The organism is Vogesella sp. AC12 (genome assembly GCF_024437575.1).
Lineage (GTDB): Bacteria > Pseudomonadota > Gammaproteobacteria > Burkholderiales > Chromobacteriaceae > Vogesella > Vogesella indigofera.
Map to the genome: position 1 here is coordinate 134,511 of NZ_JANFNU010000007.1, position 15,825 is coordinate 150,335.

15 protein-coding genes are annotated in these 15,825 nt (G+C 59.0%); 14 read left to right on the forward strand and 1 reads right to left on the reverse strand.

Going from position 1 to position 15,825, the window contains the following annotated elements; genetic code table 11:
• Nucleotides 1-27: 27 nt before the first annotated feature.
• The 12 genes from NOM55_RS12270 to NOM55_RS12325 all read left to right on the forward strand — a co-directional run bounded on the left by NOM55_RS12270 (nucleotide 28) and on the right by NOM55_RS12325 (nucleotide 12,641).
• Entirely contained in the window at nucleotides 28-1,581 is a 1,554-nt protein-coding gene (locus NOM55_RS12270; protein ID WP_255908798.1) for a type II and III secretion system protein family protein, read from the forward strand.
• A gap of 12 nt (nucleotides 1,582-1,593) precedes the next feature.
• A complete protein-coding gene (locus NOM55_RS12275) occupies nucleotides 1,594-1,878 on the forward strand; it encodes a hypothetical protein (RefSeq protein WP_255908799.1) in 285 nt (94 codons plus the stop codon).
• Nucleotides 1,879-1,917: 39 nt separating this feature from the next.
• Nucleotides 1,918-3,183: a pilus assembly protein TadG-related protein gene (locus NOM55_RS12280; RefSeq protein WP_255908800.1), complete on the forward strand. Its 1,266-nt coding sequence runs from the start codon at nucleotides 1,918-1,920 to the stop codon at nucleotides 3,181-3,183.
• Nucleotides 3,184-3,192: 9 nt separating this feature from the next.
• Nucleotides 3,193-3,642, forward strand: a complete 450-nt coding sequence (locus NOM55_RS12285) for a TadE/TadG family type IV pilus assembly protein (protein ID WP_120810093.1) — start codon at nucleotides 3,193-3,195, stop codon at nucleotides 3,640-3,642.
• Entirely contained in the window at nucleotides 3,639-4,112 is a 474-nt protein-coding gene (locus NOM55_RS12290) for a TadE/TadG family type IV pilus assembly protein (RefSeq protein ID WP_255908801.1), read from the forward strand. Before NOM55_RS12285 ends, NOM55_RS12290 begins: the two co-directional genes overlap by 4 nt.
• A gap of 64 nt (nucleotides 4,113-4,176) precedes the next feature.
• Complete coding sequence (locus NOM55_RS12295; RefSeq protein WP_082133589.1) at nucleotides 4,177-5,412, forward strand: AAA family ATPase; 1,236 nt, start codon at nucleotides 4,177-4,179, stop codon at nucleotides 5,410-5,412.
• A gap of 126 nt (nucleotides 5,413-5,538) precedes the next feature.
• Nucleotides 5,539-6,897, forward strand: a complete 1,359-nt coding sequence (locus tag NOM55_RS12300; protein WP_047965356.1) for a CpaF family protein — start codon at nucleotides 5,539-5,541, stop codon at nucleotides 6,895-6,897.
• 8 nt (nucleotides 6,898-6,905) lie between these two features.
• Nucleotides 6,906-7,880: a type II secretion system F family protein gene (locus NOM55_RS12305; protein ID WP_047965357.1), complete on the forward strand. Its 975-nt coding sequence runs from the start codon at nucleotides 6,906-6,908 to the stop codon at nucleotides 7,878-7,880.
• A gap of 34 nt (nucleotides 7,881-7,914) precedes the next feature.
• A complete protein-coding gene (locus NOM55_RS12310) occupies nucleotides 7,915-8,859 on the forward strand; it encodes a type II secretion system F family protein (RefSeq protein ID WP_047965358.1) in 945 nt (314 codons plus the stop codon).
• A gap of 48 nt (nucleotides 8,860-8,907) precedes the next feature.
• Nucleotides 8,908-10,083: a LytR C-terminal domain-containing protein gene (locus tag NOM55_RS12315; protein WP_255908803.1), complete on the forward strand. Its 1,176-nt coding sequence runs from the start codon at nucleotides 8,908-8,910 to the stop codon at nucleotides 10,081-10,083.
• 463 nt (nucleotides 10,084-10,546) lie between these two features.
• Nucleotides 10,547-11,737, forward strand: coding sequence for a tyrosine-type recombinase/integrase (locus NOM55_RS12320; RefSeq protein ID WP_255908804.1), 1,191 nt, complete (start codon nucleotides 10,547-10,549; stop codon nucleotides 11,735-11,737).
• Between the two features lie 463 nt (nucleotides 11,738-12,200).
• Nucleotides 12,201-12,641 (forward strand): endonuclease, encoded by a 441-nt coding sequence (locus NOM55_RS12325; protein WP_255908805.1) that lies wholly within the window; start codon nucleotides 12,201-12,203, stop codon nucleotides 12,639-12,641.
• A gap of 338 nt (nucleotides 12,642-12,979) precedes the next feature.
• On the opposite strand, the gene NOM55_RS12330 is transcribed toward NOM55_RS12325, so the two are convergent.
• Nucleotides 12,980-13,888 (reverse strand): LysR family transcriptional regulator, encoded by a 909-nt coding sequence (locus tag NOM55_RS12330; RefSeq protein WP_255908806.1) that lies wholly within the window; start codon nucleotides 13,886-13,888, stop codon nucleotides 12,980-12,982.
• A 125-nt stretch (nucleotides 13,889-14,013) separates the two neighbouring features.
• Here NOM55_RS12330 and NOM55_RS12335 point away from each other — a divergent pair, with 125 nt between their 5' ends.
• Together NOM55_RS12335 and NOM55_RS12340 are read left to right on the forward strand one after the other, a co-directional pair.
• Nucleotides 14,014-14,766: an SDR family oxidoreductase gene (locus tag NOM55_RS12335; RefSeq protein WP_255908807.1), complete on the forward strand. Its 753-nt coding sequence runs from the start codon at nucleotides 14,014-14,016 to the stop codon at nucleotides 14,764-14,766.
• 176 nt (nucleotides 14,767-14,942) lie between these two features.
• Nucleotides 14,943-15,617 carry a glutathione S-transferase family protein gene (locus tag NOM55_RS12340; RefSeq protein ID WP_255908808.1) on the forward strand — a complete coding sequence of 225 codons (675 nt, stop codon included), beginning with the start codon at nucleotides 14,943-14,945 and terminating at the stop codon, nucleotides 15,615-15,617.
• Nucleotides 15,618-15,825 lie beyond the last annotated feature (208 nt).

Consider the following 15,825-nt stretch of genomic DNA (forward strand, 5'->3'; position numbering starts at 1 on the left):
CCCAATTCGTTAGGGAGTAAAGTCATAATGAAAAAGAAACCTGCCGAAGCACGCTTGCCCCGCCTGAATCTGGGTGCGCTGGCAATCGCCACCAGCTGCATGATGATGTGGGCCACGACGACCCAGGCCGCCACCATCGCCCCGAAAGCGGCGGCCACGACACCGTGCAATACCATCGAATCGGCACCGATGGTCAATGTCACCGTCGGCAAGTCCTTCCGCCTGAAGACGACTTCACCGGTCAGCCGCATCCTGCTGGGCAATCCGGCGGGGACGCAAGCGGCACAGCCCAAGGAAGGCGTAGAGGGTGACGACAAGAAAGCCCCAGAAGGCAAGGCCAATGCGGGGGTGGCCGGGCTGGATGTGATCCTGCTGAGTCCGAGCGAAATCTACCTGCTGGGCAAGAGCGTGGGCTCAACCAATATCATCCTGCTGAGCCGCACCGGCCAGTGCATGCTGGTCGATGTCACCGTCGGGGTGGACACCGCCTCGCTGCAAAGCTCGCTCAACGACATGCTGGCCGGTGAAGGCAGCCGTATCAAGGTGAGTGCCGCCTCCGATTCGCTGGTGCTGACCGGCACCGTGGCGGATTCGACCCGGGTCGACAAGGCCATGACGTTGGCCGCAGCCTACGCCGGTCAATCCAAGGTCATCAACATGCTGTCGGTGGATGCACCGCAGCAGGTGATGCTGGAAGTCAAAGTGGCGGAAATCTCGAAGAAGCTGCTGGACCAGGTCGGCATCAACCTGGCCGGGGTGCTGAATCATGGCGGCTGGAACTTTAACTGGGATACCAATTTCCTGTCCGGCAACGCGTCCAACGCTATCGGGCTACTGTTGGGTGGCAACAATGGTGGCACTTCCAATCGGCGAAGTTTTGAGATCGATGGTCAGCACGATGACGGTCTGGTCAAGGTCTTGGCCGAGCCGACCGTGATGGCGATCAGTGGTCAGGAAGGGAGCTTCCTCGCCGGTGGCAAGATATTCATCCCGGTAGCGCAGAATAGTAGTAGCGGCGGCCAGACCATCACCCTGGAAGAAAAAGAGTTCGGCGTGGCCCTGCGCTTTACCCCGACTGTACTGGATGGCGGCAGGATCAACCTGAAAGTAGCGCCAGAGGTCTCCGAGCTGAATGCTAGCGGCGTCAATATCACCGGCCTCAATGGCACCGCCATCCTGCCGTCGTTCACCACCCGCCGTGCCGCGACCACCGTGCAACTGCGTGATGGCCAGAGCTTCGCCATCGGCGGCCTGATCAAGAACAACGTCACCACCAACATCAGCGCCTTCCCGCTGCTGGGCGAAATCCCGATTCTGGGCGCCCTGTTCCGCAGTAGCAGCTTCCAGACCGACAAGACCGAGCTGATCTTCGTGGTGACCCCACGGCTAGTGAAACCGCTGCCGCCAAACTATGCCTTGCCGACCGACAACTACACCCCGCCAAACCGGGCTGAGTTCTTCCTCGGCGGGAAGATGGAAGGCAAACCGCCAGCTGCCGCAGGCGCCAGTTCCGGCGAAGGTGCTCCCCCGCCGGTGCAGCCACAAGCCCCTCAAGCGCCATCCGGCTTTGAAGTGAAATAAGGAGGCCAAGTCATGCGAACTTACAAACTGGTGATGATTACCCGCACGGTTTTGCTGGCATCACTGCTGACGGCCTGCTCGTCGACCCCGTATCTGGATAGCCGCTTCGGTGAAGCCGTCAACATGGCCAAGGCGCAGCAGACCATCAATCCGGAGGCCTCGCAGGACATGGATCCGGTCACCGGCATCGACGGCAAGGCGGCGAAGGAAGGCATGGATCGCTACCACGAGTCGTTCCAGAAGCCGCCTTCCACCGCCGGCATTCTTACCATTGATGTGTTGGGTGGCGGCAAATAATCCCGCCTTGTTTCAGGATCAGATGCATGAGGTGGCTTTATGAAACGCACTGGCAAGCTACCGGGCCGGCGATATCAGGAAGGCGCGGTAGCCATCATCGTCGGGCTATGTATCGTTGTCCTGGTCGGTTTCCTGGGGCTGGTCGCTGATCTGGGGCGGCTGTTCATCACCAAGACCGAGTTGAGCAACGCGGCAGACGCCTGCGCTCTGGCCGCGGCGGCAGAGCTGAAAGGCGATGCCGAATCGCTGAACCGGGCGGAAAGCGCCGGCATCACCGTCGGGCAGCGCAACAATGTCAACTTCCAGGACGATGCGGTTTCGGTGCTGGTCAATAGCGACGTCACCTTCAGCGACACGCTGACCGGCACCTATTTCACCAAAAATGCGGTGGCGGCAGCCAGCATCCCGAACATGAAATACGCCAAATGCACCCTGCCGCAAACCGGCATCATGCCCTGGTTCATGCAGGTCATGGGGGCTGGCGCGCAAACGGTGACCGCACATGCGGTGGCCGCCCTGTCGCCATCGCAGACCAACTGCGCCATTCCGGTGGGGCTGTGCCAGCAGACACCACCCGCCAGTTGCCCGGATGGCACGGCTCCTGATAGCTACGGTTTCTGTGTCGGTAAATGGTACGGCAGTCGTTTCACTGCCGGTGGCGGCTTTACTGGTAGTTTCAACCTCATTGACTACTCGCCTCCTGCCGGCGGTGCCAGTGAACTGTCCGCACTGCTGACCGGCTCCGGGCAGTGCAACTTGAATATCTCCAATTCCGTCGGGCAAACCGGTATGCAGCAATCCATTGCCCAGGCGTGGAATACCCGTTTTGGCCTGTATCAGGGTAGTGAAAGCGTTAGCACCGCACCGCCGGATTTCACCGGCTTTGCCTATACCGCAACCTCCTGGGTCAGCCAGTTCAACGCCTACAACGGTACCTCCGGCGCCACGCCCAATTTTCTGGCGTCGAGGGTGGCCAATGCCGTTTATCAGGGGGACACCGCAGCCGGTATCACCCTGATCGGTAATCCGCGCAGCGCCACTACGGCACAACTGGATAGCAATGGGGCCGACCGGCGACTGGCGCTGATGCCGATTGTCAACTGTGGCAGCTGGGCCGGGTCGCAGACGGTGCCGATCCAGAAGTTTGCCTGCGTACTGCTGTTGCAGCCGATGCCAGGACCGGGTAGCGACACCTTTGTTGAGTATCGCGGTCAGGCTGATGTGCCGGGCAACCCGTGTGCCACGCTGGGGCTGCCGGGCGCCGGTGGCGGAGTCGGCCCCAAAGTGCCGGCGTTGGCGAGATAGGAGATGGCCATGCAACCGCGCTCTCGCCAACAGGGTGTTGCCGCCGTCGAAATGGCGATCCTGTTGATGCCGCTAATTTTTATCGTGTTCGGCATCACCGAGTTCGGCCGGGCGTTTTACCAGTTCAATACGGTGACCAAGGCCACGCGCGATGCCGCGCGCTATCTGTCGGCGCAGCAGCCCGGCACCAAGGATACCGAGGCGACCTGTCTCGTGCGCTATGGCAACACCAGCTGCAGCGGCACCTTGCTGGCGCCGGCACTAGGTAGTGCCACGGTGACGATTTGCGACTGGCAGCGCTGCGCAGATCATCTCGCGCAGGGCACGGCACCGGTTGTCAATCTGGTGTCGGTGACGGTCAGTAATTACCAGTTTGTTTCGCTGGTTCCGTTTGTTACCGCAGATCTGTCCACCATTACCTTTGGCCAGATTCGCACTGTAATGAAGGCAAACCTATGAAAACCTCATTCCGGCAGCTGCGGCTGCCCCGCAGGCAGGCACAGCGTGGCGTGGCGGCCGTGGAGTTTGCACTGGTCGCCATGATCCTGTTTTCCCTGTTGCTTGGCATCATGGAGTTTGGCCGGCTGATGTTTACCTGGAATTCGGCGGTGGAGGCGACGCGGCGCGGTGCCCGCCTGGCGGTGGTTTGTGACATGAATGCGGCCAACATCAAGACATCGATGCAGAAGTTCCTGCCGATTACCGACGTCAATGACATCGTGGTCACTTACGAACCAAGCGGCTGTACCGGCGCGGCAAATTGCCAGAGCGTGACGGTGTCCATTTCGCCCAATGCGCCGGCATTCCATTACGTCTTCCCGTTTATGAATGAGTCGTGGCGGATACCGGCATTCAGTACCACGCTGACTCGGGAAAGCCTTGCCACCGGCACTGGTGCCGATGCCAACCCTGATTGTGCGTCGCCTTGATGGTTAAACCATCGGCGGCCAATCAACGCCTGCGGGCGCAACCATTTTTAGTTGAGGCGCAATCATGAGAATCTCGATTATTTCGCACAACACCAAGAACCTGGATGAACTGCGCCGCTTTGTCGAAACGGACAGCAGTCGCGATGTCAAGGTGTTCACCGGTGGGGCGGAGATGCTGGCACCGGTTGCCGACCAGTTGCGCCCCGACATCATCATTCTGGAAAGTGCGACCGACGAAGCCCTGGCGGATTTTTCTCCGCTGGCACAGCTGAACCTGCGCCACCCCGACATCACCCTGATTCTGCTATCCAGCAGCCAGACGCCGGAAGTACTGTTGCGGGCGATGCGTGCCGGCGTGCGCGAGGTACTGCCCTCCCCCGTTGGCCGCGATGCGCTGCATCTGGCGCTGGTACGGGTCGAAGAAAAGCGCAATCTGCAGAATACCTCGCGTCAGAAGGGCAAGGTGTTTGCCTTTATCCCGTGCAAGGGCGGCAGCGGCTCGACCTTCCTGTCGACCAATCTTGCCTACAACCTGGCGTCGCAGGAAGGCAAGAATGTGATCCTGATCGACGTCAACCTGCAGTTTGGCGATGCCTCGCTGTTCATTTCCGACCACAAGCCGACGACCAACCTGGCCGAGGTGGCACGCCAGATCATGCGCATGGATGCCTCGTTCCTTGCCTCCAGCCTGCTGAACGTGCTGCCCAACCTGGGCATCCTGTCGGCGCCGGAAGACCCGGTGCAGGCGATGGAGGTCAGTCCCAGCCACATCGATACCCTGGTCAACCTGGCGCGTAATCACTATGACGTGATTATCCTGGACGTTGGCCGCGCGCTGGACCCGGTCAGCATCAAGGCACTGGATCACGCCGACGTGGTGTTCCCGGTGCTGCAGATCACGTTGCCGTTCATTCGCGATGCCCGCCGGCTGCTGGATGTGCTGCGCTCGTTGGGTTACTCGCAGGAGAAGATCAAGCTGCTGGTCAACCGCTATGAAAAAGGCGGCGACATCCGGCTGGAGGATGTCGAACGCACACTGGGGATGACGGTGTACAAGACCATCCCCAACAGCTTCAAGGCGGTGGCGACTTCGGTGAACCAGGGGATTCCGATCAGCAAGTTGTCGCCCAACAATCCGGTGGCGCGCACCCTGCAGGAACTGGGGCGGGAACTGGTGCAAGGCGGCAATGGCGAAACCTCGTGGTGGGGCAATCTGCTGCAGCACATTCAGGGGGGCATCCCGCCCGTTCGTAGCGGCGGTGCGCTGGGGCCCACATCGGCTCCGCAAACGCCCGAGTAATGCCTGGCACCTTTCATTGAATGGAATGCTTGTTAAAGATAAATCTCTCGGCAACTAAGACATCAGCCTGATAACCCGCCACTTCGGTGCCCGAGCAGACTGATCATCGGCAAAGGGGTAGCTATCATGTCATTGCGCGATCGGCTCGAATCAATCCAGCCCAGCTCCGAAACCTTGCAGGCCATCGTCAAGTCGGCCACGTCGGCCAATTACGAGTCCTACCACGACCTGAAATCCCGTATTCACCAGAAACTACTGGAGCGGGTTGATCTGGGTGTGATGGAGAGCCTCGCCCCCGAGCGCCTGAAAGACGAGCTCAAGATCCTGGTGGAACGGCTGCTGGCCGAAGAAAATGCGGCGCTCAACGACAATGAGCGGCGCAGCCTGGTCAAGGACATCCAGCACGAAATGCTTGGCCTCGGCCCGCTGGAGCCACTGCTGGCCGACCCGACCATCTCCGACATTCTGGTCAACACCTTCCAGCAGGTCTATGTCGAACGCCGCGGCAAGCTGGAACAGACCGATGTGCGCTTTACCGATGATGCGCACCTGATGAAGATCATCGATAAGATCGTGTCGCGTGTCGGGCGGCGTGTCGATGAATCCAGCCCGATGGTCGATGCCCGTCTGCCGGACGGCTCCCGCGTCAACGCCATCATCCCGCCGCTGGCGATTGACGGGCCGATGCTGTCGATCCGCCGTTTTGCCGCCACCCCGCTACGCCTGAACGACATCATCGAGCTGAAGAGCCTGACGCCGGACATGGGCACCGTGATCAAGGGGCTGGCCAAGGCCAAGATCAACATGCTGATTTCCGGGGGTACCGGTAGCGGCAAGACCACCCTGCTCAACATCCTGTCCGGTTTCATTCCCGATACGGAGCGCATCATCACCATTGAAGATGCCGCCGAACTGCAGCTGCAGCAGCCGCACATCATCCGGCTGGAAACCCGCCCGCCCAATATAGAGGGCCGGGGCGAAGTGCCGCAACGGGCGCTGGTGCGCAACAGCCTGCGCATGCGGCCGGATCGCATCATCCTTGGCGAGGTGCGCGGTGCAGAGGCCGTCGACATGCTGCAGGCGATGAACACCGGTCACGAAGGCTCGATGGCCACCATCCACGCCAACACCCCGCGCGACGCCATCACTCGCATGGAAAACATGGTGGGCATGGCCGGGATGAACCTGCCGCCCAAGGTGATCCGCCAGCAGATCAGCTCGGCGCTGAGTGTGGTGATCCAGGTGGCGCGCCTTACTGATGGCAAGCGCAAGGTCACCAGCATCCAGGAGATTACCGGCACCGAGGGTGACGTGATCACCATGCAGGAGATCTTCCAGTTTGTACAAACCGGCATTGGTGTGGACGGTGCGGTACAGGGCTACTTCTGCGCCACCGGTGTGCGGCCGAAGTTCATCGAGCGCCTGAAAACGCACGGCGTGGAGATTTCGGACGCGCTGTTCGATCCCAGCAAACGATTCGAGTAGGTGCCATCATGGACACGACCTTTGCCATCCTCATCCTGCTGATCTTTGTCGCGGTGGTCTTCCTGCTGGAAGGCGCCTTCCTGACCTGGAACTCGTACAAGGGTCCGGAGGCCAGCCGCATCGAACGCCGCTTGCAGGCGATGTCTGCCGGCGCGCATCACGGCGAAGCAATGCAGCTGATGAAAGAACGGCTGCTCAGCGACTCCAAAATGATACAGCGCGTCCTGCTGGCATTCCCGCGCGTGCACAAGCTGGACCGCATTCTGGTGCAGTCCGGGCTGAAGCTGAATGTCGGGGTGTTTCTCGGCTTCAGCCTGGCGCTAGGGTTGGCCGCATTCATTGCCAGCCGCTTTTTCCCGCTGCCGCTGCTGCTGTCGCTGCTGATCGCGCTGGCAGGCGCCTGCATCCCGTGGATGATCGTCATGAACGCCCGCCACAAGCGGCTGGTGCAGTTCGAGGCGCAACTGCCGGATGCGCTGGACCTGATGTGCCGGGCCTTGCGCTCCGGCCATGCCTTGCCCCAATCGTTGAAGATGATCGGCGACGAAATGTCCGATCCGATTGCCGGTGAATTCCGCATCGCCTTCGACGAGGTCAACTACGGCTTCTCGATGCAGGAGGCGCTGATGAACCTGGCGACGCGCATCCCTAGTACCGACCTGCGCTATATGGTGATCGCGGTGCTGATCCAGCGCGAAACCGGCGGCAATCTGGCCGAGCTGCTTGGCAATATCAGCGCGTTGATCCGGGCGCGGCTGAAACTGTACGGCACCATCCGGGTGCTGTCGGCCGAAGGCAAACTGTCGGCGTGGATCCTGACCCTGCTGCCGTTTGCAGTGGGCGGGGTGATCCAGCTGATCAATCCGGGCTTCCTTAAGGTGTTATGGGAAGACCCCAGCGGCTTCATGATGGTCGCGCTGATCGGCTGCATGATGATCGCCGGGATTTTCTGGATGCGGCAGATCATCAAGATCAAAGTCTGACGGCACCCTTACTTGTCATGGCGAGGAAACAGTCATGAATACCTCACAATGGATCTACCTGGCGATCATCTTTCTGGTGGTGTTTGGCGTCGCGCTGACCATCTCGATGCAAGTCGCCCCCAACCGGGTAAAGGCCCGTCTGGAAAAGGTGGTGCAGGCGGATACGCCGCTGGACACCGACAATGCTTCGGCCTGGGTGGCCAAGGCCATCAAGATTGCCACGCCGCTGGCGAGGCTGTCGGTGCCCTCCGACGGCTGGGAAAGCTCGCCGATCCGCATCCGCTTCATGAATGCCGGCTACCGCGGCACCTCGGCGATACCGCTGTACTTCGGTGCCAAGACCCTGTTGGCGCTGGTGTTCCCTGGCGTGCTGTTTCTGTACATCGGCCTCACCGGCGGGCACATGGAAGGCAACAACTTCCTGATCTCGATGCTGTTTGCCGCCGCAGTCGGCTACTACCTGCCCAACATCATCCTGGCACGGCGCATCGAGCAGCGGCAGCAGGAAATCTTCAACAACTTTCCCGATGCCATCGACCTGCTGCTGGTCTGTGTCGAGGCCGGTCTGGGGCTGGACGCGGCGCTGCTGAAAGTCGGCGAGGAAATCCGCATCAAGAGCACCATTCTTGCCGACGAACTGCATCTGGTGAATCTGGAGCTGCGCGCCGGCAGCAGCAAGGATCGCGCGCTGCGCAACCTGGCGATGCGTACCGGGGTGCAGGAGGTGGATACCCTGGTGGCGATGCTGATTCAGGCGGACCGCTTCGGTACCAGTATCGGCGAATCGCTGCGCGTGCATGCCGATGATCTGCGTACCAAGCGCCGCCTGCGTGCAGAAGAAGCCGCTGCCAAGATCCCGCTGAAGCTATTGTTTCCGCTGATTTTCTGCATCTTCCCTGCCCTGCTGCTGGTGTTGCTGGGGCCGGCATTCATCCAGATCTACCGCGTGCTGCTGCCATCGTTCGGCGGTGGCGGTTAGCCGGGCGTGGCGCAAGCCGTTATCGAGCATGTCATGGGAGAAAACGCCATGAAAAACACTCCGCTGCTGTTGTCGCTGCTGTGCTGTGTCCCCCTGCTGCAAAGCTGCGAATCGGTGCCGCCGAAACAGGCGTGGGGCTTCCAGCCGCTGCTGAAGGTGCGCCATGGCAATGAAAGCCCGGCGGCGTACTATCAGCTTGGCCGCTACTATCAGGGCCAGAACCGTAGCGACCTCGCCATCCCTGCATTCCAGCAAGCGCTGGTGCTGGACAAGCACTACGCCGAAGCCCACAACGCGCTCGGTAGTCTCTACGCCGGTCGGCGCCAGTTCGAGCTGGCGATTATGGAATTCCAGCTGGCACTGGCGGCCGCGCCGGATACCGCGCACTTCTATAACAACCTTGGTTATGCCTACTACCTGCAAGGCCGCCCGATCGAGGCTGCCGCCGCGCTGGAGAAGGCCGCGGCGCTGAAGCCGGGCGATGCCAAGATCACGACCAACCTCAATCTGGCATTGGCACAGAAGACGAAAGCCGAACTGATGCAACAGGCGTTCACCCCGGCCACGGCCAGTCCGCCGGCAAGCACCGCCAGCAATGTCGCCCCGCCGCCAGTAGCCCAGCCAGTAACAGAAGCCACGGTGGCAGTGCCCGTGCTGGCCCCGGCCAGCACGCCGGCTGCTGTCGAAGCAATAGCTCCGGCGCCATCCCTGCCCGCCACCCCGCCGCTGGTGGCGGAGCCGGCACCCGTTATCGCACCACTACCGTCACTCCAGCCGGCACCAGTCGAGCGGCAGCAAGCAGTAGAACCGGCAGCACCAACCATGTTGGCCGCAGCGCAGCCAGCGCTGCCGACGGATACGCCGCCATTGGCGCGCGCTGCCCTGTACGAGGTGTCTAACGGCAACGGTATAACCGGCATGGCCCGCCGCGTGAACCAGGCCTTGCTCGCCCAGGGGCATCCGGCGGCACGGCTCACCAACAGCAAGCCGTTCCGTCAGCCGGTGACCGTGGTCGAATATCGCCCCGGTTATGCCGGCATGGCCGCAAGGCTGAGCGCCAGCCTGCCGTTGAAACCGGCCATTACGGAAAAAGTGGATCTGCGCCAGAGTACCGATGTCCGGCTGGTGCTGGGCCGCGACGTGATGACCCACCTCGCGCTGGTCACGCCACGGCAGCGTGAAGCCCAATTGGCGCTCGGTGCGCCACGGCTGGTGAAACCTTGAGCGACGGTTGCCTAACAAGCTGCCTGCTGGTGGGCAGTGTGAAGCAGTTAGCTAAAGCCAAGGCGCCAATCTCCTGTCAGTCGACGGCTTGATTGGCGTCTTTCTGGTTTTGTCTGATTGATTTTGGTCGCGGCATAACGACGCGTGGCAGAGCCTTACCACAAAGACCGTTTTTCTTACCACTGAATTACCACAAAAAACGGATGAGGTGCGGTGACAGGGCGCGCCGGAAAATGAAATGCGCCGCCTTATCTGGCAAGGGTTGTAGCCCTATTTATTACCAGTTAAGACGGCGCATTATTGAGTTCTGGCGGAAGCGGTGTCCGCTTGATTTAAGTCCACCAACATCCTTTGTTTTCTATTAAATGTATTGAAAATCATGGTGTTGTGCTGGTTTGTTGTCTATTGAGTTCCATGGGTATACCATGAAAGCCACATCACAATGGCTACCAGATTGGCTACCATGGCAATACTTACAGATCGAAAAGCACAGTCGCTTAAGCCTACAGATGCAGCGTTGTCACACGGCGGAATAACTGGTCTCACCCTGCACCCGCTCAAGACAAAAGGGCACGGGCAATGGAAGCTACGTTATGTCAGCCCAATCACGGGTAAGCGTAGGTCACTTGGGCTTGGTAGTTACCCTGCAGTTAGCATTGCCCAAGCCACACAGCTTGGTACAGAGGCAAGAGAGCTTATTGCCAAGAACATCGACCCTCTGGAGGTAGAGGCAGTAGCTACTTGTACCCCCACCTTTGAGCAAGCCGCCTACCGGGTCTATGAGGAACTACTTCCCAGCTGGAAGAACTTGAAGCATGGACAGCAATGGATAAATACCCTCAGGGCTCACATCTTTCCCAAGCTTGGCAGCCTGACCGTTGACATACTGAAACCGAGTCATTTTGCCGATGCTTTACGTCCCATTTGGCTAGATACACCTGAAACAGCTTCTCGTATCAAGCAACGCTGCCATGCAGTCATGGCATGGGCATGGGCACATGGTTTCGTGCAGGCAAACCCCATAGACGTTGTAAGCCGACTACTCCCACCTCAAAAAGCATCGCATGCTCACCAACCTGCGATGCCATGGCGAGATATACGACGTTTTGTATCTGACAGGGTAAGGAACTACCCTCGAGGGGAAACAACCAGACCACTCCTGATGTTTCTGATCTTAACCGCCACGCGATCCGGAGAGGCACGTGCGGCTCAATGGGGGGAATTCGATCTTGCGAATAAAATCTGGACAATTCCCGCTGGCAGAATGAAAGCTGGTATCCAGCACCGAGTGCCCCTTAGCAATCAAGCCGTATTGATCCTTCAGTCACAGCAGGGCTTGCACGAAGAGCTCGTTTTCCCTAGTCCCGCAGGGAAAGTTCCTTCTGACATGATATTGACTTCATTTTTGCGCCGCGAACAAGCCCAAAGCGACACAGAAGGAAGAGCAGCTACGGCACATGGTTTTCGATCTAGCTTTCGCGACTGGGCCAGTGAAAATGGTTACCGCAAAGATCTTGCTGAACGTGCCTTGGCGCACGCCATTGAAAACAAAGTTGAAGCCGCCTATCACCGGACCGATTTACTGGAAGAGCGTCGCCTAATGATGCAATCTTGGGCAGACTTTCTCGACCCTCAAGTAGCAGCGAATGGGTAGCGAAAACCGCTACACATTCGTGGGGCTTTCACCTAGGTAGGTTGTCCAGCATGGTGGTCTTTGAACCTGCCGTATTGCCCCGCTGAGGCCACTCAAGAGCGCAATACGACGAAGCTAGTCTTTCCTGTCGTCAAAGAAAGCCTGAAGGCTGAGTTGAACGGCTAGATGCTGCAAAAGCTGCAGGGAAACCCATTTGCCGCAGTAAGTGTTGTTTTTTCTGGAGCCTTGGTCAATGCCATGGTCGATGCGATTGTTTCGCGGCAGGGTTTAGCCATGATGATGCCAAGAAAGTTTTACCCCGCGTCTTTGCCGGCATGGAAGTCGACTTCTACTGCGGCTGTGCCTATAGCGGCAAAACAGTCGATCTGGACAGCTGTGGTTATGTCCCGCGCAAGAATGCAACACGTGCCGGTCGCATCGAGGAGCACGTGGTGCCGGCATCCCATCTCGGCTCACAACGGCAGTGTTGGCAGAATGGCGGCCGGAAGAACTGCACGGCGACCGACAAGTTGTTTGCGCAAATGGATGGGATCTGAACAATCTGGTCCCGGCGATCGGCGAAGTCAACGGCGACCGTGGCAACCTCTCATTCGGTGCGTGGATGCGAAACCCAACACCGGTTTACGGGCAGTGCCTAAGCCTACCAGACTTCAAGCTCAAACGATTTCAGCCCCGCGAAGAAGTGCGTGGCCGGGCAGTGCGGATCAGTCTCTATATGCACCAACGCTATAACCTGAAAATGAGCAATCAGGATAAACAGCTGTGGTGTGCCTGGGCGAAGACCTATCCGGTTGACGACTGGGAGCGGCGTCGGGACGAGCGCATCATCAAGTTACAGGGCGAAGGTAACGCGCTGGTGACTATCCCCTCCAGGCTTGCAGAGCTATGTAACCAAAACGAATAGGTCGTCAAAACATCGACTAAGCTAGCTTGGCCGAACGAGCATGCACACGGGCGGGTCATCGGCCTTAGCGGCCACTGGGATGTACCCTGCGCAACGTCGGCAATCAGTCAGCTAGCGGCCCGTGGCGATAACCCCAGTCTGAATGACTGCTTTCCTCAGCAGCCAAGGGCCGCTCTCGACCCGCTGTCGCCCCTCTGGCTGCAGCGGCCAACGTCTGCTTTGCTCTACGAAAGCAGCCCGCCGCCGGCGGGGATACGGCCGACCGCTGTTCAGCCTGCTAAAAAACATGTGCTTTTCTGCAGCGCTACAGGATGCCGCTGGGGGTAGCAATCACTCGCTTAAGGCTTGGGCAATGGGAGATGTTTGTTGAAAGCGGCAATTTTTGAAAATACGTCGGCAATGAATTCAATAAACACGATCGCCCGTGTTGGAAGAAGCCTGTTTGCAACATAGACGATCTGAACAGGGACGGCCGGAGCAGTATATCCCGCCAGAATTAACTGCAGGCGACCGCTTTTTAACCCTTCCTCAAACAGCCATTCTGGCCCATGCCCAACCCCTAAACCTGCGGTGACCGCTGCACGAACGGCGTCGGGTGAGTTAACCCTCAGCCTGCCAGAAACCGGAATATCGATGTCACGAAAACGCCATGTCGCACCGGACGACAGCAAGGTGTAGATCACGCAGTCGTGATCACGCAGGTCATCCGGTGTATGCGGCACCCCGCGTTTAGCCAGGTAGTCCTGACTCGCCACGAACACGCGCTCGTACAATCCAATGCGCCGAGCGCGCAGCGCACTGTCCTCCAAATGTCCGATGCGAATTGCGAGTTCGATCCCCTCATCAACAAGGTTCGCGTAGCGATCGTTGATCTGGAGATCCAGTGTCAATCTGGGGTAACGCTCCAAAAGAGCCGGTACGTGCGGCAACACGAATGCATGTGCCAGCGCGGTGGGACAGGCCACGCGCAAGAGTCCCGATGGATCGACGTTGTTCCTGAATGACGATTCTGATTCGTCCACAGCATCAAGAATTCGCCGAATGTCGGCGTAGTAGCGTTCGCCCTCCGGCGTCAAGGCAAGCTTGCGTGTGGATCGGTGCAGCAGCCGCGTTTGGAGGTGATCTTCCAGCGCCGCCACGTAGCGACTGACGTTGGGTTGTCCCAAGCCCAAATCTCGCCCTGCGGCAGAAAAGCTTCCCGTCTCTACGGCACGTGCGAAGCATGTCATCAAGAGGAATCGGTCCAAGCAGCCTCCAGTTCATGCAATAAAAGCATGAAACATATTCGAATTGGCCATCTTATCGCCTATCAAGCATGGGTGCACACTTCTCCCTGTCGACCACGGTTGGTTGTCACTTACAGGAGAACTCAATGTCGCGCTTGCAAGGTAAACGTACTCTCATCACTGGCGGCACCAGCGGCATCGGTCTGGAAACCGCGAAGCAGTTTCTGGCCGAAGGCGCCCGCGTCATCGTTACGGGCGTCAATCCCGATTCGATCGCAAAGGCTCGGGCCGAGCTGGGGTCCGAGGTTCCGGTTCTGCGCTCCGACTCGGCTAGCGTCGCAGCGCAAAAGAAACTGGCACAAGCCGTCAAAGACCACTATGGCCAACTTGACGTTGCCTTCCTCAACGCCGGCGTATCCGTCTGGTTGCCATTCGAGGAGTGGACAGAAGAGATGTTCGATCGCTCGTTCGATGTCAACGTCAAGGGACCGTACTTCCTGTTCCAGGCATTGCTTCCAGTGTTCGCTCGCCCTGCGTCCGTCGTGCTCAACACGTCCATTAGTGCGCATGTCGGGGCCGAGCGCTCTTCCGTTTATGCCGCCACCAAGGCCGCGGTCCTGAACATGTCGAAGACGCTTTCGACCGAACTGCTTGGGCGCGGGATTCGCGTCAACGCGGTCAGTCCCGGCCCGATCGAAACGCCGCTGTACGACAAGCTCGGTATCCCCGATGCCTACCGCGAGCAAGTTAACAAGGACATTGCGGCCACCATCCCGCTCGGCCGCTTCGGTACGCCGGAGGAGGTGGCCAAGGCGGTGCTGTACCTGGCCTCCGACGAGTCCCCTTGGACGGTCGGATCGGAAATCGTTGTTGATGGCGGCCGCATGCTCAACGGCTGATCGCGCAACGTTGGAGCCCGGTGAAAGTGGTTGGGGCCATCTCTGGACAACCCGGCGCTGAAGGTGCCCTCCGGCGTCAAACCTTGAGCCCTCCGGCGAAGCAACGGCAATAGGGGACACGGGAAAACATCCCCGTGCCCCCTCCTCTAAACAGACAATTCGAGCCTCACACAACAATGCCTACGCTTACCCTGATTAGCCACCCGCTATGTCCGTTCGTTCAACGGGCGGCCATCGTGTTGCTAGAAAAGCAAGTTCCGTTTCAGCGCATCAACGTTGATCTTAGTGACAAGCCCGCTTGGTTCTTGGAGATTTCGCCGACCGGTAAAGTACCCATGCTTCAAGTTCAAGAAGCCGGTGGTTCCAATGAAGTACTGTTTGAGAGTGTGGCGATTTGTGAATACCTGCAGGAAACACAGCCTGGGCCGAGCCTGTATCCAGACGATCCACTGGCGCGAGCCAAACATCGCGCATGGATTGAATTTGGCTCGGCAACGCTGGCAGAGGCGTGGGGATATTTGAACGCCAAGGATCATGTCACCGCCAACGTGAAAGCCACCTCGCTCAAGGACAAGTTGGCCCAACTCGAAAAAGTGCCAAGCCTCGGCCCGTACTTCGACGGAGAGACCTTTGGCATGGTGGATGTGGTCTTTGCACCCGTCTTCCGCTACTTCGATGTTTTGGAAACAGATCGTGACGCGTCGCTTTTCGCCGACTTTCCCAGGGTCAATGCTTGGCGTAAAAAGCTCAGGGTAAGAGCCAGCGTTATAGCCGCTGTTTCCACCGATTATCCGGCGCTTTTTCGAGCGCACTTGCGGCGCCAACAGGTCTTGCTGATGGAAAAAATTTAGGGATTATCTCCATCCGAATCTGGCCGGACCCACAGGCTCAAGTGCAGACGGTTGCACACCTCGGCCGTGGGCTTGGCATGAATGGTGATGACTGAATCGCCCCGGCTTCTATAGCCATTCCTGTCCGATAATCCAGCAGCATTTGCGTAAAATCTGCAAGCTAGGGGTAACTTGCACCAACCGGCTCTACCCGAAGCGACAACCCACT

What these genes read in the sequence shown, in the direction of transcription:
- NOM55_RS12270 (WP_255908798.1), top strand. Translation starts at nt 28, where the DNA reads ATGAAAAAGAAACCTGCCGAAGCACGCTTGCCCCGCCTGAATCTGGGT.
- NOM55_RS12275 (WP_255908799.1), top strand. Translation starts at nt 1,594, where the DNA reads ATGCGAACTTACAAACTGGTGATGATTACCCGCACGGTTTTGCTGGCA.
- NOM55_RS12280 (WP_255908800.1), top strand. Translation starts at nt 1,918, where the DNA reads ATGAAACGCACTGGCAAGCTACCGGGCCGGCGATATCAGGAAGGCGCG.
- NOM55_RS12285 (WP_120810093.1), top strand. Translation starts at nt 3,193, where the DNA reads ATGCAACCGCGCTCTCGCCAACAGGGTGTTGCCGCCGTCGAAATGGCG.
- NOM55_RS12290 (WP_255908801.1), top strand. Translation starts at nt 3,639, where the DNA reads ATGAAAACCTCATTCCGGCAGCTGCGGCTGCCCCGCAGGCAGGCACAG.
- NOM55_RS12295 (WP_082133589.1), top strand. Translation starts at nt 4,177, where the DNA reads ATGAGAATCTCGATTATTTCGCACAACACCAAGAACCTGGATGAACTG.
- NOM55_RS12300 (WP_047965356.1), top strand. Translation starts at nt 5,539, where the DNA reads ATGTCATTGCGCGATCGGCTCGAATCAATCCAGCCCAGCTCCGAAACC.
- NOM55_RS12305 (WP_047965357.1), top strand. Translation starts at nt 6,906, where the DNA reads ATGGACACGACCTTTGCCATCCTCATCCTGCTGATCTTTGTCGCGGTG.
- NOM55_RS12310 (WP_047965358.1), top strand. Translation starts at nt 7,915, where the DNA reads ATGAATACCTCACAATGGATCTACCTGGCGATCATCTTTCTGGTGGTG.
- NOM55_RS12315 (WP_255908803.1), top strand. Translation starts at nt 8,908, where the DNA reads ATGAAAAACACTCCGCTGCTGTTGTCGCTGCTGTGCTGTGTCCCCCTG.
- NOM55_RS12320 (WP_255908804.1), top strand. Translation starts at nt 10,547, where the DNA reads ATGGCAATACTTACAGATCGAAAAGCACAGTCGCTTAAGCCTACAGAT.
- NOM55_RS12335 (WP_255908807.1), top strand. Translation starts at nt 14,014, where the DNA reads ATGTCGCGCTTGCAAGGTAAACGTACTCTCATCACTGGCGGCACCAGC.
- NOM55_RS12340 (WP_255908808.1), top strand. Translation starts at nt 14,943, where the DNA reads ATGCCTACGCTTACCCTGATTAGCCACCCGCTATGTCCGTTCGTTCAA.